Here is an 18894-nt window from a genome sequence, read left to right as displayed (position 1 = left end):
AGGGCTGTGCGACTGGTTTTTCCGGCGGGCTTGCAGACCCGATCACTGATAGGCAGTGACGGGAATAAAGTTACGGAGGGAGCGCCAGACGCACAAGCCGGCGGATTCTGTCTTAGGTGCAGGGCGTGGCGCAAGGCCTTGTGGGCATCGGGATGTGACGAAAGACCACGCATAAACAGGCCACGTATTCTGTGTTTAATGTCTGACAAAAAAGACTGTTTCGCAGTCCGACGGGAATACGTAATTCAGGCCGTCCGCTTTCACTCAGACACCACCATTCCCCTGTGTCTAAAGAACCGGCCACCCGGCATAATCCGCGCAAATTTCCCCATCAACCCAAGTCCGACCGTCATGCCTGAAGAGTTCGAAGTCCCCAGTCCTCACGAGCAACACGTTGAACACACCACCCATCACGCCCACGCAAAAGGCGATCGCTTTGCCAGCAAGATTGCGGTCATGACAGCGATCATGGCGACGGTCGGCGCCCTGATGAGTTATCAGGCCGGCTCGACGGAGAGTGAGGCGGCCATGGACAAAAACAACGCGGCCATTCAGAAGACCGAAGCGGCCAACGAGTGGAGCTATTACCAGGCCAAGTCCAGTCGGCAGAACCTGTCGGAGCTGGCCAGCCATCTTCCGGGACTGGATTCCGCTCATTATGTTGCCGAGGCTCGGCGCTATGCCGAGCAGAAAGAGCAAGCGCGCAAAAAGGCGGAAACACTTGAGCAGCAGGCGCGAGAGTGGGACGAAAAGTCAGAGCAGGTCCTGCATCAGCATCACCGCTGGGCCCAGGCCATGACCGCGATTCAAATCGCTATTTCGCTGGCAGCCATCACCCTGCTGACGCGCAAGGAATGGCTCAGACGCGTCTCGTTTGGGGCGGCGGGCCTGGGTGTCATGTTGGGCTCCTTGGCCTGGTTGCATATCTGAAAGAGGCAGAAACCGCTGAAGCTGACGAAAAAAGGAACAGACTCAGTGCATGAATCTGTTCCTTTTCGCTTGGAAACGGCCTCTGCCCCTTCGGCTCCACGCTCTCCAATGCCTGCTTCACCACCAATGCCCCCGACATCACTACCTGCACGAACATGCGGCGGACAGGCGCCAGGATGGCGACATTCCAGGAGTCGATTCGAACAGGCCTACTGCGAATTGCTGCGCCCCGGCAACATCCGCACCAAGGTGTTATCCCGCACCCAATAGTGGTGAAAAAGCCCCGCCGCCGCATGCAGACCGATCAGCCAGTAGCCGGTGCTGCCCAGCAGTTCATGCCAGTATTTGAGGCGTTTGGCAAAGTCCGGGTCGATAGCCACCGGGGCTGGAAGATGGAAGCCAAAGTACGGAAACGGTTTGTCGGCAGCGGCGAGCATCAGCCAGGCCAGTACCGGAGTGGCGATCATCAGCACGTACAATGCCAAGTGCATCAGGTGCGATATGCCCGTCTGCCAGGCTGGCGGCTTGGGGGTGATCGGCGGGCGCGGCGTCAGGCGCCCGAGCAGGCGAACCCATACCAGGGCGAAGATACCCGCGCCAAATGCGCCATGCAGGCCCATCAGCAGACCTCGGGCTTCACTGCCCTTGGGCATGAAACCTTTGATTTCAACACACGCATACACGCCGACGAACAGCGCCAGCATCAGCCAGTGAAGCGTGATTGAAAGTTTTCCATAACGGGTTACGGCGTTGTCGCGGGTCATAAGAAGCGCCTCGTGATTGTCGTGGGCGACGGTCGATTCGTTCGACAGTCTCGATCTTGTTGCCGGGCAAACCGACGGTGCCACCCTGCCTGCCCAGCCTTAAGGCAGTCTGAAGATAGACTGCCCGTAAACTTTATTTCACCTTCAGACTTCGTTAAGAAATGGTCTGGATACTTCCCTCGAACCTAATGAGGGAGGCGTTCAGCCCATGCCCGATCCCGTCTGGAATATTCCCCTGCCCCTGCACTTCGGCCAGGCCGAAACACCGCCGATGACGTTGACCGCCGCCTTGCCGGACGATGCGCTGCGCGAGACGTTCGAAGCCTTCATCCAGCATCGATTCCGCAAGGCACATGGCGCCGACATCCGGCACTTCATGCCCGAGCTGTTCGGTGTTCACACCGGCGATGGCGAGTTGTGCGCGGTGGCCGGGGTACGCCGCGCCCATCTTGAACCGCTGTTTCTGGAGCGTTACCTGGACGAGCCTATCGAGCCTTTGATCAGTGCCGCTGCCGGTAAACCGGTGGAGCGCCGCGACATAGTCGAAGTCGGCAACCTCGCCTCCAGCGATGCCGGCAGCGCGCGCTTGAGCATCATCGCCATCACCTATCTGCTGGCCATGGGTGGCCTGGAATGGGTGACCTTCACCGGCAATGTCGGGCTAGTCAACAGCTTCCATCGTCTGGGCCTCAAACCCGTGACATTGTGCGCCGCGGATCCGGAACGCCTGGGTGACGAGCGTCAACACTGGGGCAGTTATTACGAAAGCAAGCCCTGGGTGCATGTCGGCAATATCCGCGCCGGCTTCTTTCATTTGCGCAATATCGGCCTTTTTACCCGGCTTGGCCTGCAGACCTCGCTGGAAGGAGCCTGCCATGTCGCTTGAACGGCAACAATTCCAGGAAACCCTGCGCAGCCATGCCCGGCGCAACGACAACACTATCGCGCTGTGGGGCGACAACCTGAAGCTCGATTACACGACGCTGTACAGCGAAGTGATGTATCGCCAGCAACGTCTGCGCGATGAACACGTGACGGTCATTGCACTGGCATTGGAAAACGGGGTCCAGGCAATGCTCTGGGATCTGGCGGTACTGTTCGAAGGTTTGACGTGCGTGACTCTGCCACCGTTTTTCAGCCCGGCACAACGCGCCCATTGCCTGGAGCAGAGCAAGGCGCAATGGGTGATCGCGGGACCGGAGCTGGAGCGAGAGTTACGCGCCGCAGGGTATGAACAACACGGCGAGTTCTGGCACCGCCGCTTCAGTGGACCCAGTGGGTTGCTCCCAGGCACCGCCAAACTGACATTCACCTCCGGCACCACCGGCACCCCGAAAGGCGTGTGCCTGAGCGCAGACAGCCTGCTTCGGGTGGCACGCGAACTCGATCAGGCCAGTAAACCCACCGCACCGCGCCATCACCTGGCGTTGTTGCCGCTGGCGATTCTGTTGGAAAACCTCGGTTGTTACGCCGCGTTGTATGCCGGCGCGACACTGAGTGTGCCAAGCCAGAAGACCCTGGGCATCCAGGGGGCCAGCAGTGTCGACGTGCCGCGCCTGCTTGACTGTCTGGCCAGTCGGGCGCCCGAAAGCCTGATTCTGGTGCCGCAACTGTTGTTTCTGTTGGTCAGTGCCGCCGAACAGAAAGCCTTCGATCCGCAATCCCTGCGTTTTGCTGCGGTCGGTGGTGCGCGGGTTTCCGCAGATCTGTTGCAGCGTGCCCAACGAGTGGGCCTGCCTGTGTACGAGGGTTACGGATTGTCCGAGTGCGCCTCGGTGGTCTGTCTCAATCGTCCCGGGGCGTGCCGTCCGGGAAGCGTTGGCCGCCCTCTTCCCCATGTGGAGGTGCGCCTGGCCGAAGACGCAGAGGTACTGATCAAGGGGTCGACCCTGCTCGGTTATCTCGGTGAGCCGGCCTGCACCGAGCAGTGGTGGCCGAGCGGCGATCTGGGTGAATTCGACCCGGAAGGTTTTCTCTATCTCAAGGGTCGCAAGAAGCATCAGTTCGTCACCAGTTTCGGGCGCAACGTCAACCCGGAATGGGTCGAATCGGAACTGACCCAACGCCGTCACATCGCCCAGGCCTTCGTCTACGGCGAAGCCATGCCCCATAACCACGCCCTGCTCTGGCCACACAGCCCGGCGTGTACCGATGCGCAACTGGCGGCCGATGTCGCCGCCGCCAACGAGGCCTTGCCCGACTATGCCCAGGTGCACCACTGGACACGCCTGACGCACCCGTTCACCGCGTCCAACGGTCTGCTCACCGCCAATGGCCGCCCGCGTCGCGACGCCATCGTTTCGATGTATCAGGCGCAACTGACTGAATTCGCCAAATCCCAGGAGTCCGCATCATGAGTTTTTTCGACACCCTGCAAGAAGCCACGCACGAGGAGCGTCATGCGCTGTTCAACCTGCCGATCATCCAAGATGCCCTGCAGGGCAAGGTCAGCCTTGAGAGTTACCGGGCATTTCTTGCCCAGGCCTACTACCACGTACGCCACACCGTACCGCTGATGATGGCGTGCGGTGCTCGCCTGCCGACGCACCTTGAATGGCTGCGCAAGGCGGTGTGCGAATACATCGAGGACGAATATGGACATGAGCAATGGGTGCTGGACGATATCGAAGCCTGTGGCGGCGACCGCGAGGCCGTGCGCGGCGGGCAGCCGTCACTGCCGATCGAATTGATGGTCAGCTTCCTTTACGACCTGATCGCCCGGGGTAACCCGGTGGGTCTGTTCGGTATGGTCAATGTACTGGAAGGCACCAGCATTGCCCTGGCCACCCATGCAGCGGGCAGTATCCGCGAGCAACTGGGGCTGCCGGAAACCGCTTTCAGTTACCTCAATTCTCACGGCGCACTCGACATCGAGCACATGCAAACCTATCGGCACCTGATGAATCAGTTGCAGGATCCCGCCGACCAGGCCGCAGTGATCCACGCCTCAAAAGTCGTCTACCGGCTCTACTCCGATATGTTCCGTGGCCTGCCCCGCGATGCGGAGGCCCATCATGCAGTTGCATGAAGCCCGGGTGGTCCTGACCGGTGCCAGCGGCGGCATCGGCCTCGCCATCGCCGACGCCCTTTGCGCAGCCGGCGCGCAGGTACTGGCAGTCGCCCGGCATCAGGCACGTTTGCAGCCCTTGCTCGAGCGTTATCCGCAGAACCTGTGCTGGGTCGCCGCCGATCTGACATTTCTGAGCGACCGGCGCAAGGTGCTGGCCGCCGCCGAGGCGATTGGCGGCCTCAACCTGCTGATCAACGCGGCCGGGATCAATCACTTCGCCATGCTCGAACAGCTCGACGACAGCGAAATCAACGCGATGCTGGCGGTGAACATCAGTGCGCCGATCTGCCTGACCAGACTCTTGCTGCCGCTGCTCAAGCAGGCTGACAGCGCGATGGTGGTCAATGTCGGTTCGACTTATGGTTCGATCGGCTACCCCGGCTATGCCAGCTACTGCGCAACCAAGTTCGCCTTGCGCGGGTTTTCCGAAGCCTTGCGCCGCGAGCTGGCTGACACCCATGTCGGCGTGTTGTACGTCGCTCCCCGAGCCACCCGCACATCGATGAACAGTCCCGCAGCCCAGGCACTGAACGATGCGCTCAACGCCAGCGTCGACGACCCGCAAGCCGTGGCCACGGCAGTGGTGCATGCGATTGCCGGTGATCGACGCGACCTCTATCTGGGCTGGCCCGAGCGTTTTTTCGTGCGCCTGAACAACCTGCTGCCCAATCTGGTGGATCGCGGTCTGCGCAAGCAGTTGCCATTGATTCGTCGCTTGAGTGAAAAAATCGACAACGAGACGCCAAAGCCATGAAACCACTCTTTGCACCTGTGTTGCCGGGTGCCTCGCACGCTCCGGGCACTGGACGCCGTCGATCAGCAGCGACAACCTGTGCTTGCGGGGCGATCATCTCTACCGTCAAAAACGCTACGCTGAAGCCAGGGCGACGCTGCTCAAGACCCGGCAGGCCGCTCCCCACGCTGGCCGGGAAAGTGCCGATAGCGGGCACCACGAAGAAATCGACGCGTTGCTGGTGGACGTGAACAAGAAACTCGAATGACAGGAGTCCGTGTGCGTTTATTACTGATCGAGGATGACGTAGCGCTCGGTGAGGGCATTCACCAGGCGCTGGGGCGCGAAGGTTATACCGTCGACTGGCTCAAGGATGGCAGCAGCGCCCTGCACGCCTTGCTCAGCGAAACCTTTGACCTGGCGGTGCTGGATCTTGGCCTGCCACGCATGGACGGCCTCGATGTACTGCGCCGGGTCCGGGCCAGCGGCGCCAACCTGCCGGTGCTGATCCTCACGGCTCGAGATGCCACCGAGGATCGCATCGCCGGTCTCGACGCCGGTGCCGACGATTACCTGGTCAAACCCTTTGATCTGGCTGAGCTCAAGGCACGCCTTCGCGCCTTGCTGCGGCGCAGCGCCGGCCGCGCACAGATGCTGATCGAGCATGCCGGCATCAGCCTCAACCCCGGTACCCAGCAAGTCAGCTATCTGGGCGAACCGGTGGTGCTGACGCCCAAGGAGTATCAACTGCTGCATGAATTGTTGTCGCCGCCGGGGCGGGTCCTGACCCGCGATCACTTGACGCGACTGCTCTATGGCTGGAACGAAGAAGCCGAAAGCAACACCCTGGAAGTGCACATTCACCACCTGCGGAAAAAATTCTCCACCGAGCTGATCCGTACCATCCGTGGTGTGGGGTATCTGGTGGAGGAGCGTCAATGACCTCGATCCGTCGCCGTACCCTGACCCTGATAACCGGCCTGCTGCTTGCCGGCCTGTTGGTACTCAGCGTGTTCAACCTGCACGACAGCAACCATGAAATCGCCGAAGTCTACGACGCGCAACTGGCGCAGAACGCGCGTCTGCTGCAGGGCGTCATGCGCATGCCTCTGACGGGGCACGAACACGCGGACCTGTACCGCGCCTTCAACGCTGCGCTGGCTGAAGGGGTCCCTCGGGGCGACGGCCATCCCTATGAGCGAAAGCTCGCCTTTCAGGTGTGGAACGCCAGGGGCGAGGTATTGGTACACACCGCCAGCGCACCGACGTTCACCACGCCGCCGTCCCAGCCCGGCTTCAGCGATGTAGTGGACCTGGACCAGCGCCAGTGGCGAGCCTTCATCCTCGAAGACCCGCAGAACGGTTTCCGTATCTGGGCCGGCGAACGCAGTGATGTCCGTGCCGACCTGGTCGACCGCATCGTCCGTCACACGCTATGGCCGAACGTGGTTGGCAGCCTGATCCTCGCGGCGATGGTCTGGCTCGCCATCGGCTGGGGGCTCAAGCCCCTGGCCAATATGGCGGCGACCCTTCGTGCCCGGCACAGTGGTTCCCTTGAACCCTTGCAACTGACACCGTTGCCCAGCGAGCTGGAACCCATGCAGGCGGCGCTCAATCGCATGCTTGCTCAGATTCAGGAAGTACTGGGGCGCGAACGTCGCTTCATTGCCGATGCCGCCCATGAAATGCGCACGCCGCTGGCCGTGTTGCGTTTGCATGCGCAAAACCTGCAGGAAGCCGGCACCGAACAGGAACGGCGTGAATCGCTGGAGTTTCTGATCGCAGGCGTGGACCGTACCAGCCGTCTGGTCAACCAGTTGCTGACCATGGCCCGCCTGGAACCCACGGCCGACAAGCCCGTCCGCCCACTAATCGACCTCGGGGAAACCGTGCGCAACACGCTGGTGCAACTTACGCCGTGGCTGCTGAGCCGGCATCTGGAAGTGGCATTCGATGCCAGCGACCACCCTTTCAACGTTCACGCCGATGCGGCCGTCATCGACATCGCGCTGAACAACCTGATCACCAATGCCGCCAATTTTTCACCCGAGCATGGCGTGATTTCAGTGTTTCTTCATCAGGCAGACGGCTTCTATCACCTGAGTGTCGAGGATCAGGGGCCAGGCATTGATGAAGCGGACAGGCCCCGGTTGTTCGAGCGCTTTTACAGTCGGGGCAATCCGCAGGGGGCAGGACTGGGATTGGCCATCGTCAACACCATCGCAACGCGCTTGCACGGGCGCATCACGCTGGCCAACCGGGCAGAGGGCGGGTTACGGGCGACGTTGTCGATTCCGGTCGGCTGAGCATTGCGCGGTTTGCCGTTCAGAAGAGAACTCAAGATGACACGATTGGCCGTGCGGCAGCGTCTGACTCGGCGGATTCCATTCGGGAGCGCTGCAAGGTTTCCGGCAGCGTCACCCACAGCAACATGAGCGCCACCGCCGCAACGGCGGCCAATGTCAGAAACGCAGCACTGTACCCCGCCTCCTGAACCACAACCCCCGCCAGGCTGTTGCTCAATGCCGCGCCCAGACCGAACACCGTCGAGATCGCCCCGAGGCTGACGTTGAAGTGTCCGGTCCCCAGCGTCAGGTCTTTCACCACCACCGGAAACAGCGCGCCGAAAATCCCCGCGCCGATGCCATCGAGCAACTGCACCGAAACCAGCCACCACGGATCGTTCGACAGCACATACAACACGCCGCGCAACGGCAGGATCAGAAACCCCGCCAGCAGCAACGGCTTGCGTCCCCACAGATCGGCCTTTGCTCCCACCAGCAGCGCGACCGGCACCATCACCAGTTGCGCCGCGACGATGCAGGCGGACGTAAGTGGCGTGGCCATCTGCAGATTGGCCTGCGCCAGTTTCTGACTCACCAGCGGCAACATCGCCGCGTTTGCCAGATGAAACAGCGCGCAGCAAATCGCGAACATCAGCAACGATCGGTTGGTCAGCAATACGGAAAAGCCCGAAGGCTGCTTGCTCTGCCCCGACCCGCTCGGTGCAAGACCTCGGGCGAGATCGTGATCAATGGCTTCTGCCGATACGAACGAAACGGCAATCACGCTGGCCAGCGCCATGACCGCCATCAAATAAAACACCGCGACCGGGCCGAACAGATACGCGGACAAACCGGCCAACAGCGCCGCGCAGGCGTTGCCGGCGTGGTTGAAGGTTTCGTTACGCCCGGTTCTGCGCGTAAACGCGCGAGGTCCGGTAATGCCGAGGGTGATCGCGCAGATGGCCGGCGCGAAGATCGAAGCGGCAACGGCACTGATGGCTTGCGTCACGGCCACCAGGGTAAACGACGTCACGAACGGCAACAGCAGACAGCTTCCGGTGACCACCAGCGCGGCAATCGCGATCAGCGCCCGTTTGAAGCGTGTGCTGTCGACCAGCGCACCCGCCGGGGTTTGCGTGATGAGCGCGGCGATCCCGGCAATCGTCATGACCAGCCCGATACTCGCCGGCTCCCAGTGATGAACCGCCAGCAAGTAAATCGCCAGATAGGGACCGAGCCCGTCGCGTACATCGGCGAGGAAGAAATTCAGGCTGTCGAGGGACAGGTTGTTGCGGTGATCGAGGTGAGTAGCCACGGGTAACTTCTTCGTTGTCGAGGTTCTGCGAAATGACTCAACCTCCGCAAATCGAATGACCTTTTGCCAAGCGTTTTAGTTGCATGAAACAGCCGTCTTTACTGGCCCATCAACAACTCGCGCTCGCCTTCGCACAACCCCACCACGTAATCCCAGACCACTCGCAACCGCACCGACTTGTGCAGCTCGCGCCGCGTGCTGATCCAGTAACTGCGCTCGATGCTCTCATCCGGCAACAGCGGCACCAGATCCGGGTCCGACGCCGCCATATAGCAAGGCAGCACCGCAATCCCCAGTCCCGAACGCGCCGCCTGCTGCTGGGCAATCACGCTGGTGCTGCGAAACACCACACGCGGATTGCGGCAGAAGCTGTTGAGAAACATCAGCTCCTGACTGAACAGCAGATCATCCACGTAACCGATCCAGGCATGTTGGCCAAGATCTTCGCGGGTACGCAGTGGCGGCGCATGGTCGAGGTAAGCACGGCTGGCATAGAGCGCGAGCCGATAATCGGTGAGTTTGCGGGTGACCAGCATGTCCGCCGCCGGGCGCTCCAGGTGAATGCTGATTTCCGCCTCGCGATTGAGAATACTGACGAAGCGCGGCACCGCCACCAGCTCCACTTCCAGCCCCGGATAGCGCTCGAACAACCCGATCATGCGGCTGGCCAGGAACATGATGCCCAGCCCTTCCGTCACGCCGACGCGAATCTTGCCCAGTGGCGCCGTGGACTGGGTGATTTCTTCCTGAGCCAGCAGCGCGACATTTTCCATGGCTTCGGCGTGTTTGAGCAGCGCCTCCCCTGCCGGGGTCATTTCGTAGCCTTGGGCGTGCTGGACGAACAGCGCGGTGCCGAGGCTTTTTTCGATGGCCTCGATGTGCCGGGCGACGGTGGCGTGAGTAGTGTCCAGGCGGCGGGCAGCGGTAAGCAGTCGGCCACTGCGCTGCAACTCTAGAAAGAACCGCAGGTCGTTCCAGTCGAACATGGCTTGTCCTTGTCGGCTATCGTCAGAAAGTACTGTTTGAAAACGCACAGCGGCTGCGCAAAAACTAACATTCTTTTGACGAAAGCTAACAACTAGGATGACTGATAACAAAAACAATAAGCGAGGTCAGGGAATGCAGACTTCCCTCGATGAATTCGATTACATCGTGGTCGGCGCCGGGCCGGCCGGGTGTTTGCTGGCCAATCGGCTGTCGGCGGATCCGCAGCAGCGTGTGTTGCTGCTGGAGGCCGGCGGGCGTGACAACTATCCGTGGATTCACATACCCGTGGGTTACCTGTTCTGCATCGGCAACCCGCGCACCGACTGGTGCTTCAAGACCGAAGAACAACCGGGCCTCAATGGCCGCGCGCTGAGTTATCCGCGCGGCAAGGTGCTGGGCGGCTGCTCGTCGATCAACGGCATGATCTACATGCGCGGCCAGGCCAACGACTATGACGGCTGGGCCGCCGAGGGCAATCCGGGCTGGGCCTGGAATGATGTGCTGCCACTGTTCAAACAGAGCGAAAACCACTTTGCCGGCGCAGCGGAATTCCATGGCGACAAGGGTGAATGGCGGGTCGAACGCCAGCGCCTGTCGTGGCCGATTCTCGACGCCTTTCGCAGCGCAGCAGAGCAGAGCGGCATCGCCAGCATCGATGACTTCAATCAGGGCGACAACGAGGGTTGCGGCTACTTTCAGGTCAATCAGAAGGCCGGGGTGCGGTGGAATGCGGCGAAGGCGTTTCTGAAGCCGATTCGAGATCGCGCCAATCTTACGGTGTTGACCGACGTCGAGGTTGATCGGGTGCTGTTCGAGGATGGCCGCGCCGCAAAGATCAGCGCACGTTGGCAGGGTCAGGAAAAGCGCTTCAAGGCGCGCAAAGAGATCGTGTTGTGCGCAGGCTCCGTGGGCTCGCCAGGCATTCTGCAACGCTCCGGGATCGGGCCGCGTCCGCTTTTGGAAAAACTCGGGATCGGCGTGGTGCATGAATTGCCGGGGGTGGGCGGCAACCTGCAGGATCACCTGCAACTGCGCCTGATCTACCAACTGGAAAACGCCCGCACCCTCAACCAGATCGCCGGCAGTGTGTGGGGCAAGATGGGCATGGGCCTGCGCTATCTGTATGACCGCAGCGGGCCATTGTCGATGGCGCCAAGTCAGCTGGGCGCGTTTGCCCGCTCGGGGCCGGAACAGACCTCGGCCAATCTCGAATACCACGTGCAGCCGCTGTCGCTGGAGCGTTTTGGCGAGCCGCTGCACAGCTTCCCCGCGTTCACCGCTTCAGTGTGTGATTTACGTCCGCAGAGCCGTGGCCGGGTCGAGATCCGCTCCGCCGATCCGCAAACAGCACCGCTGATTCAGCCCAATTACCTCAGCCATCCCGAAGACCTGCGCGTCGCCGCCGATGCGATCCGCCTGACCCGCCGCATCGTCAGCGCCCCGGCTTTGCAAGCCTTCAACCCGGTGGAGTACCTGCCCGGCGCCAGCCTGCAGACCGAAGAACAACTGCACGAAGCGGCGGCGAAGATCGGCACGACGATTTTCCACCCGGTCGGCACCTGTCGCATGGGCAACGACGCAGATGCGGTGGTCGATGCGCAATTGAGGGTGCACGGCGTGCCGGGCCTGCGGATTGCCGATGCGTCGATCATGCCGCGCATTACCTCCGGCAACACCTGTTCGCCTACGCTGATGATTGCTGAAAAAGCGGCACAGCTGATTCTCAACCCCGAGACCAGGAACATCACACCGAAAACCGAAATGGCTCACACCCTGTAGACATCGCGCTTCACCCGGACACGCAACACCAGTGGAAACAACAAAAACAATCACTGTGAGGGATACCGATATGTCAGAACACGTTCAGCCGCTGGACGCCGTGCGCAGCGCGGACGCCAGCCCCGATACCCGAAAGGTCATCTTCGCCTCGTCCCTGGGGACGGTGTTCGAGTGGTATGACTTCTTTCTCTACGGCGCCCTGGCGGCGGTGATCAGCAAGCAGTTCTTCGCCGGGGTCAACGACACCACGGCGTTCATCTTCGCGCTGATGGCGTTTGCCGCAGGCTTCATCGTGCGGCCGTTCGGGGCGCTGGTGTTCGGTCGGTTGGGGGACATGATCGGGCGCAAATACACCTTCCTCGCGACCATCATCCTGATGGGCGTGGCAACGTTCGCGGTGGGCCTGCTGCCGACCTACGCCAGCATTGGCATCGCCGCACCGATCATTCTGGTGGTGCTGCGCATGCTTCAGGGCCTGGCCCTGGGCGGCGAGTACGGCGGCGCCGCGACTTACGTCGCGGAACACGCGCCGATCGGCAAGCGCGGGTTCCACACCAGCTGGATTCAATCCACCGCGACCCTCGGCCTGCTGTTGTCGCTGCTGGTGGTGCTCGGTTGCCGCTACTTCACCGGTGATCAGTTCGAAGTCTGGGGTTGGCGTATTCCGTTCCTGCTGTCGATCGTGCTGCTGGGCATTTCCACCTGGATTCGCCTGAGCCTGCACGAGTCGCCGGCCTATCTGAAGATGAAAGAGGAAGGCAAGGCCAGCAAGGCGCCGATCCGCGAATCCTTCGGCAAATGGGAAAACCTCAAAGTCGTGCTGATCGCCCTGTTCAGCATCAACGCCGGGCAAGCGGTGACCTTTTACGCCGCGCAGTTCTACGTGCTGTTCTTCCTCACCCAGTTCCTGAAAATGGACCCGGCGGTGGCCAACAGCTTGCTGATCATCAGTGTGGTGATCGGCGCGCCATTCTTCATCATTTTCGGTTGGCTGTCGGACAAGGTCGGGCGCAAACCGGTGTTGATGCTCGGCCTGTTGTTAGCCACGGCGCTGTACTTCCCGATCTTCAAATCCCTGGCCCACTACGCCAACCCGGCCATCGATCAGGCCAGCCAACAGGCGCCAATCACCGTGGTGGCTGACCCTGCCACCTGCACCTTCCAGTTCGACCCGGTAGGCAAGGCCAAATTCGACAGCCCGTGCGACAAGGTCAAGACCTTCCTGGTCAAGCAAGGTCTGCCCTACTCCAGCGTCGCCGCCCCGGCGGGCAGCACGGTGCAAGTGAGCGTCGGCGATGTGAAACTCGACGGCTTCGACGAGGCCGCCCTGCGCGGCGCGATCACCCTGGCTGGCTACCCGCAACAGGCCGACATGCAGCAGATCAACAAGCCGATGATCGTGGCCCTGATCGTCGCGCTGATCATCATCTCCGCCATGTGCTACGGCCCGCTCGCCGCGCTGATGGTCGAACTGTTCCCGACCCGCATCCGCTACACCTCGATGTCCCTGCCGTATCACATCGGCAACGGCTGGTTCGGCGGATTCCTGCCAACCGTGTCGTTTGCGCTGGTGGTGTACACCGGGGATATTTTCTATGGGCTGTGGTACCCGGTGCTGATTACCGGAGTGAGCCTGGTGGTGGGGATGATCTGTCTGCGTGAGACGAAGAATATCGATCTGGACAAGAACTGATTGATATTCGTGTGGCGGGGGCGCAATGCCCTCGCCACCCTGCTGGATCTCAAACCTCCGCCTCCAGCAACTCAAAATTCACCTGATCGGGATAGAACGCCACGTAGTCCTTGATCTGGCTGACCGAAATCTTCGGATGTTCGTACGTCCACACCGCATTCGCCCCTTCATGCCCCGGCACTTGCAGACTGAAATAGTTGGCATCGCCCTTGTACGGGCAGTAGGTGGTGTGGTCGGTGCGGGCGAAGTATTTTTCGTCGATATCCTCGCGCGGGATGTAGTAGACCGGCGGGTAATTGGCTTCGAGCAGCACCAGGGCTCGGGCCGAGGCGGCGACCTGTATGCCGTGGAACTTCACAAGCAGGCAGCCTGGTTGCTCGGCGATGGTGATAACGGGACTGAGACCGGACGTTTTCATCGGTTTCTCCTGACGGCGGCGAAGGCACCGGTTCAGGTATAACCCATGCGGGGGAAACTCGTCGGGTTCGCAGCCGAACGGTTTTTTGCCGAGCAAATAAAATCGTGGCCTGTGGAGACTGTAACTTTGAAGGTCACCAACTTGTGACAAAAATAACTCTTGTCCTCCCGTAGTTCGCCTTGACAGCGCCAGCCACGCGATGGAAATATCCTTACCGTTATCGAGAAACTTCAATCTCCGATAACCATGGACGCTCTCAAAAAAATAATGAAATGGAGTTTCAGCATGCCTTGCTTTCGCCAGCCACATTCTTTCTCCCTCATAAATATTTCATATTTCCCGCCCCCAGCCTGATCAATTGATCGCACGCTCTTACCCAGCGCATTTTCCTGTGTGCCACATCTATCGATGCCAGAGAATAACTATGAAAGTAGTGAACAGTTCCGTCCTGAAGGAATGGTATGACAGAGAATACAGCGCTTGCGACAACGGCACCCTGTTCGGTGAATTACGCGATGAATTCAAGCAATTTCTGACCAGTCTTCCCGACGGCCCGGGTCGCGCACTGGAATTGGGTTGCGGCGATGGTCGCAACCTCACGGCCTTGGCTCGCAAGGGCTACAGCCTGAGCGGTGTGGACATGGTTGACAGCACGATTCGGAGCCGCAGGCTCAACCCCTTGTTACGCGAGCTCGACTTCCAGCAGACGGACATCCTCAACTATGACCCCGCCCCTGCGACTTACGACGTACTCGTCTGTTCCGAAGTGTTGCACTTCTTCACTCAGGAGGAGCTTAACAAGGTGATGCCCAAAATCATCAGCGCAGTAAAAACGGGTGGCTATATATTTCTCGACTTGTTATCCGACCTGACACGTTACTTCCAAGCAAGCGGCGAGCCTTTTATCTGGGACAAGGAAGCCGGACTATCCATTCAAGACAGCGAAGGTTTCTTTGATGCCTGGCTGGGCGACTTTGATATCTATTCCTTCAATAAATTTTTCGACAAGCAAAGTTGGCCATTGAGTAACTCTGACAACTTGCCCATCGATCCTTATACCTGGCAGGGCACCTATGTTTCGGTGTGCGCAAGAAAACGCAATTAACTCCCCCGAAGTTGTGCTTGAAAGGATATTGAGCCATGCAACTTTTTCATCAGGTCATCGCCGATAACGCCCGTCAATACCCGACCAAACCGGCCATCGTTCTGGATGGGGTCGCAACCTCTTATCAGCAACTGCAGCAACGAGCGGATGCCATCGCCGCCCTTGTATCCACCCTGGGAGTCGCCCCCGGCGAACGCGTTGGACTGTATTCGCCCATATCCATCGAACTCATCGCCGCCTACCTCGGGCTGCTGCAAGCCGGGGCGATCACCGCCGCCACCCATCACACACTGAGTCGCGCCAAGCTGATTCACCAGCTCAAGCATTCGGGCGCCCGGGTCCTGATCACCGATTGCACTGACGACCTGCCTGGCCTGATCGAAGCCGCCGGACTGGAGCTGATCCTGCTGACCGTTCCCGTCCCCGACGCTACGCCAAATGTCATCCCCCTGGCCGATGCCCTTGCCGCGCACCGTACACAAGATACCCCGGCCACCGCACCACTTTACGCGGACCCTGAACGAGCCACCTCGATTTTCTATACCTCAGGCTCGACCTTCAATCCCAAAGGCGTGCTGGTCAATCACCGGATCATGCTGGCGGCTTCCAGCAGGGTTACCACCTACCTGCAGAACAGTCCCGACGACCGCATCCTCAGCTACTCGACGCTGGCCTCCGACTACGGCGTCTACAACGTGATGATGCCGTTGTTTGCCGGCGCCACCAGCGTCATTGAAAGCAAGCCCGCCGCCAGCGCGGAGGATGTCCTCAGGGTGGTCGAGCGCGAGTCCGTAACCGCCATGCATGTGTTTCCCCCAGTGTTTTTTCTGCTGGCCAATACCGGCCCGCAGTGGCAGGCACGAGTCCCGGAGCTGCGCTATATCTCCAGCAGCGGCCAGGCCTTGCACACCCGACATATTCAGCGAATCCGCCAGGCCTTGCCCCAGGTGCGGATTTTTTCCAATTACGGGCTCACCGAATGCAAACGTGTCAGTTATCTCCCCCCTGAAGAGATTGACCTGCGCCCGACGTCGGTGGGCAAACCTCTGCCCGGCGTCAGCCTCTATCTGGTCGACGAACAGGGTCGTGCCATTGACGAACCCGGACAAATCGGCGAGTTGCTGGTGACCAGCGACTACCTGATGCTGGAGTACTGGAACATGCCCGAGGCTAATGCCAGGGCCTTCGTCCACGATAAGTTCGGCCATTCGCGGCTGTACCGCACCGGCGATCTGTTCAAGCGAGATGCCGAGGGTTATCTCTACTACGTGGCGCGCAAGGATGACGTGTTTGCGCGCAACATCTGGAACGTCAACCCGAGGGAAATCGAACAGTGCCTGGCCTCCCACCCCGCCGTCGCCGAAGTGCTGGTGGTGCCGGTCGCCGACGAATCGGCCGGGCACGTGCCAAAGGCCTGCATCGTACTTGACACCGACCATCGCCAGACCAGCGAACAGGCCTTGCTGGATTACTGCAAAAGCCGCCTGGACTGGCACATGGTGCCGGCCCAATTCGTATTTCTCGAAGCCTTGCCAAAAACCGATTCGGGCAAGTTCACCGCCAAAGGACTGATCTGACAGCAGGAGCTACTTCATGAACACTTGTCCGCAGCCGTCACTGGATGACATCGGTCTGGACCACAATCTGCAACAGAGCGCCATGCTGAAACTGGCCGGGCACTTCCACAGTCTGGCCACGGGCGCCAGCCAGGTGCCTTTGCAGTCGCTGCACAGCCATCTGATGTCAGAGATCGGAGACCCTGAGATCCTCGACTATCACGATCGTCTGATCGAAGGTGCGGGTCCGCTGTTCTCGCACTTTCTGGCCAGCGTGCCGTACATCCTCGAAGAACTGTCGAGGGTCGGCGTGGCCCTGAACCGCCTGGCCCGGGCCAACACCCGAAGCGTCGACCAGACCTTCAGTCTGTTCGAGGTGGACGCTTTCGATGGCAGCAACGGCCGCGCATTGGCCGGCCACTCGCAGGGCCTGATTCGCAGCTTTACCTCATCGCCCAACCAGGCCAACCGGATTCCGTTCGAGCGCCATGCAGACCCGGCGCTGTCGCTGTTCTATCCGCAATCGGTCTTCAAAGTCACCCCTGCGCTGCTGCAAAGTCCCGACTACGAACGCTTCAGCCAGGGGTTCGATTTCATTTATGAAATGGCCGCGTTTCAGTTCTATACCCGCGATCGCGAGCGGCAGATCGGTCATATCAAACAGTTTCTCAAACCTGGGGGGCTGGTGTTCTTCCTTGAAAAACTCAACCACCCCGACCCGCAGGAATACCTGCGGCGCGAACGGATCAAGGACGAAGTATTCAAGACTCGCTACTTCAGCGAGGAAGAAATCCGCTGGAAACGCCAGCAGATGCTTGAGCAGATGCAGAATGGACAGGTCACCCTGGAAGAATTGGTCAGTGCCCTGTCGGCCCGATTCAAGCATGTCCACTTGCTGTGGAGCAGCAGCAATTTCTGCGAATTCGTTGCCTCGGACGATCCAGCGCAAATCGAACGTTTCCTCGGTCTGCTGGGACCGGTAGTGCAACCCGCAGCATTCTGTTTTGAAAGGGCGCGCCTTGGCGACTTGTCAGCTCCCCACAATGCTGTCGCGGAGCCAGTCGATGATTGATCGCACCGGCCAAGCGTTTCACCACGCCGCGTCACCCGCACTGTGCCAACGGGCGCTGGAGCATCTTCCGGTCTGGCGCGAACGCGCAGCCGCGGCAGAAAAGAACCGCCGACTGAGCAGCAGCACCTTCAGCGAACTGTTCGCTGGCGACTGGCTGGACCTGCTCTCGCCGCGCGCGCAGACCACCAGCAGCGGGCACTGGCCAACGTTGGTGGAAAGCGCGCGCATCGCCGCCAGAGCCTGTGCCTCCACGGGCTGGATGCTGGCCCTGGTCGGCGGCCACGGCTGCATCGCCCGGCGCCTGCCGCCGGCCTGCCAGGACCTGTTGTACGCCGAAGGGTCCCGGCAATTGTTCGCTTCGGCGTCCGGCAGCACCAACAGCCAGTTATCCCGAGAATCCGATGGCATTCGGGTCAACGGGCGGTGGCGCTTCAGCTCGGGTATCGAAGACGCCACCTGGCTGATGCTCAATGCTCCCTGCCCGAACCATCCGGATGCCGAAAAGACTCCTCGATTCCTGCTGCTGGTCGCTGCTAATGATGTTCAGCGGCTCGACAGCTGGGACAGCTGTGGCATGTCGGCCACCGGTTCCCACGATGTGCTGACCCATCAGTTGCTAATACCCCATGAACGGGTGTTCGCGCTGCATGAGGTATTTGCCCGACATTCGCCTATGCCCGGCACCGACTACATCGACCATGCTCCATTGGTGCCTTATCTCACGACCTCGATCATTGGTCCGTTGCTGGGTTGCGCCGAGGGCGCCCACGCCGCGTTTGTGACGGCGCTCACCGGATCGTCCCTGGCCAGTGACCCACGGATTGCCGAACAAGCAGCCCATTCGGCCGCGCAGTTGTACAGCGCCGGGTTGCTGTATGACTCGCTGGTTTCCCGACTGCATGAGGCAGGTGTCCAGAATTGCCCACTGGACAGCGGCCAGGTGTTACAGCTCAAGCGCGACCGCGCCTATCTGGCACAGCAATGCGTGCAAGTGGTCCGGCGCCTGGTGGAACGACTTGGTGCCTCGTCACTGGTGGCCGGCAACCCGCTCCAGCGTCACTGGCGCGATATCCAGGCCATCGCCGCGCACCGCGACCTGGTGTGGAACGACACGATGCTGGCCTGTGGCGAGGCCATATTGAACCCTTCCAGCGTCGACGCCAAAACGGCCTGACTGATATTTCATT

At 60.5% G+C, this 18894-nt stretch carries 18 protein-coding genes; 14 read left to right on the top strand and 4 right to left on the bottom strand.

Annotated elements, in window-relative coordinates:
• The first annotated feature begins 351 nt into the window (after window positions 1-351).
• Window positions 352-930 carry a DUF4337 domain-containing protein gene (locus tag J5M72_RS16735; RefSeq protein WP_169430773.1) on the top strand — a complete coding sequence of 193 codons (579 nt, stop codon included), beginning with the start codon at window positions 352-354 and terminating at the stop codon, window positions 928-930.
• Between the two features lie 209 nt (window positions 931-1139).
• Here the strand turns inward: J5M72_RS16735 and J5M72_RS16730 are convergent, their stop codons facing one another.
• Complete coding sequence (locus J5M72_RS16730) at window positions 1140-1694, bottom strand: cytochrome b (protein WP_207866492.1); 555 nt, start codon at window positions 1692-1694, stop codon at window positions 1140-1142.
• A gap of 208 nt (window positions 1695-1902) precedes the next feature.
• Between J5M72_RS16730 and J5M72_RS16725 the strand changes: the two genes are divergently transcribed.
• The 7 genes from J5M72_RS16725 (at window position 1903) to J5M72_RS16695 (ending at window position 7803) form a co-directional block, all read left to right on the top strand.
• Complete coding sequence (locus J5M72_RS16725) at window positions 1903-2580, top strand: thermostable hemolysin (RefSeq protein ID WP_169430775.1); 678 nt, start codon at window positions 1903-1905, stop codon at window positions 2578-2580.
• Window positions 2570-4051 carry an AMP-binding protein gene (locus J5M72_RS16720; RefSeq protein ID WP_207866490.1) on the top strand — a complete coding sequence of 494 codons (1482 nt, stop codon included), beginning with the start codon at window positions 2570-2572 and terminating at the stop codon, window positions 4049-4051. Before J5M72_RS16725 ends, J5M72_RS16720 begins: the two co-directional genes overlap by 11 nt.
• Window positions 4048-4722, top strand: a complete 675-nt coding sequence (locus J5M72_RS16715) for an iron-containing redox enzyme family protein (protein ID WP_207866488.1) — start codon at window positions 4048-4050, stop codon at window positions 4720-4722. The genes J5M72_RS16720 and J5M72_RS16715 overlap by 4 nt, the downstream gene beginning before the upstream one ends.
• On the top strand, window positions 4709-5518 hold the full coding sequence (locus tag J5M72_RS16710; protein WP_207866486.1) for an SDR family oxidoreductase: 810 nt from the start codon (window positions 4709-4711) through the stop codon (window positions 5516-5518). The genes J5M72_RS16715 and J5M72_RS16710 overlap by 14 nt, the downstream gene beginning before the upstream one ends.
• Window positions 5519-5600: 82 nt before the next feature.
• On the top strand, window positions 5601-5765 hold the full coding sequence (locus J5M72_RS16705) for a hypothetical protein (RefSeq protein WP_207866630.1): 165 nt from the start codon (window positions 5601-5603) through the stop codon (window positions 5763-5765).
• 11 nt (window positions 5766-5776) lie between these two features.
• Window positions 5777-6439 carry a response regulator gene (locus J5M72_RS16700; RefSeq protein ID WP_169430779.1) on the top strand — a complete coding sequence of 221 codons (663 nt, stop codon included), beginning with the start codon at window positions 5777-5779 and terminating at the stop codon, window positions 6437-6439.
• Window positions 6436-7803 carry an ATP-binding protein gene (locus J5M72_RS16695; protein ID WP_207866484.1) on the top strand — a complete coding sequence of 456 codons (1368 nt, stop codon included), beginning with the start codon at window positions 6436-6438 and terminating at the stop codon, window positions 7801-7803. The genes J5M72_RS16700 and J5M72_RS16695 overlap by 4 nt, the downstream gene beginning before the upstream one ends.
• Before the next feature lie 31 nt (window positions 7804-7834).
• Here J5M72_RS16695 and J5M72_RS16690 read toward each other — a convergent pair whose 3' ends face one another.
• Window positions 7835-9097: an MFS transporter gene (locus J5M72_RS16690; RefSeq protein WP_207866482.1), complete on the bottom strand. Its 1263-nt coding sequence runs from the start codon at window positions 9095-9097 to the stop codon at window positions 7835-7837.
• A 98-nt stretch (window positions 9098-9195) separates the two neighbouring features.
• Complete coding sequence (locus tag J5M72_RS16685) at window positions 9196-10083, bottom strand: LysR family transcriptional regulator (RefSeq protein ID WP_207866480.1); 888 nt, start codon at window positions 10081-10083, stop codon at window positions 9196-9198.
• A 133-nt stretch (window positions 10084-10216) separates the two neighbouring features.
• Here J5M72_RS16685 and J5M72_RS16680 point away from each other — a divergent pair, with 133 nt between their 5' ends.
• Together J5M72_RS16680 and J5M72_RS16675 are read left to right on the top strand one after the other, a co-directional pair.
• Window positions 10217-11863: a GMC family oxidoreductase N-terminal domain-containing protein gene (locus tag J5M72_RS16680; RefSeq protein ID WP_207866478.1), complete on the top strand. Its 1647-nt coding sequence runs from the start codon at window positions 10217-10219 to the stop codon at window positions 11861-11863.
• 70 nt (window positions 11864-11933) lie between these two features.
• Window positions 11934-13556 (top strand): MFS transporter, encoded by a 1623-nt coding sequence (locus J5M72_RS16675; RefSeq protein WP_207866476.1) that lies wholly within the window; start codon window positions 11934-11936, stop codon window positions 13554-13556.
• Between the two features lie 49 nt (window positions 13557-13605).
• Here J5M72_RS16675 and J5M72_RS16670 read toward each other — a convergent pair whose 3' ends face one another.
• Window positions 13606-13974: a DUF427 domain-containing protein gene (locus tag J5M72_RS16670; protein ID WP_207866474.1), complete on the bottom strand. Its 369-nt coding sequence runs from the start codon at window positions 13972-13974 to the stop codon at window positions 13606-13608.
• 424 nt (window positions 13975-14398) lie between these two features.
• Here J5M72_RS16670 and J5M72_RS16665 point away from each other — a divergent pair, with 424 nt between their 5' ends.
• The 4 genes from J5M72_RS16665 to J5M72_RS16650 are packed head-to-tail and all read left to right on the top strand — an operon-like array spanning window position 14399 to window position 18881.
• Window positions 14399-15079 carry a class I SAM-dependent methyltransferase gene (locus J5M72_RS16665; protein ID WP_169430785.1) on the top strand — a complete coding sequence of 227 codons (681 nt, stop codon included), beginning with the start codon at window positions 14399-14401 and terminating at the stop codon, window positions 15077-15079.
• A 35-nt stretch (window positions 15080-15114) separates the two neighbouring features.
• The gene (locus J5M72_RS16660; protein ID WP_169430786.1) at window positions 15115-16656 is read left to right on the top strand and encodes a class I adenylate-forming enzyme family protein; all 1542 of its coding nucleotides are present in this window, start codon (window positions 15115-15117) and stop codon (window positions 16654-16656) included.
• Between the two features lie 16 nt (window positions 16657-16672).
• Window positions 16673-17707 (top strand): class I SAM-dependent methyltransferase, encoded by a 1035-nt coding sequence (locus tag J5M72_RS16655; protein WP_207866472.1) that lies wholly within the window; start codon window positions 16673-16675, stop codon window positions 17705-17707.
• On the top strand, window positions 17700-18881 hold the full coding sequence (locus J5M72_RS16650; protein ID WP_169430788.1) for an acyl-CoA dehydrogenase family protein: 1182 nt from the start codon (window positions 17700-17702) through the stop codon (window positions 18879-18881). Before J5M72_RS16655 ends, J5M72_RS16650 begins: the two co-directional genes overlap by 8 nt.
• The last annotated feature ends 13 nt before the right edge of the window (window positions 18882-18894 follow it).

Origin of the sequence: Pseudomonas sp. 58(2021), assembly GCF_017491585.1 — a bacterium.
Lineage (GTDB): Bacteria > Pseudomonadota > Gammaproteobacteria > Pseudomonadales > Pseudomonadaceae > Aquipseudomonas > Aquipseudomonas fluorescens_BT.
This window is presented reverse-complemented; position numbering and strand designations above follow the sequence as displayed.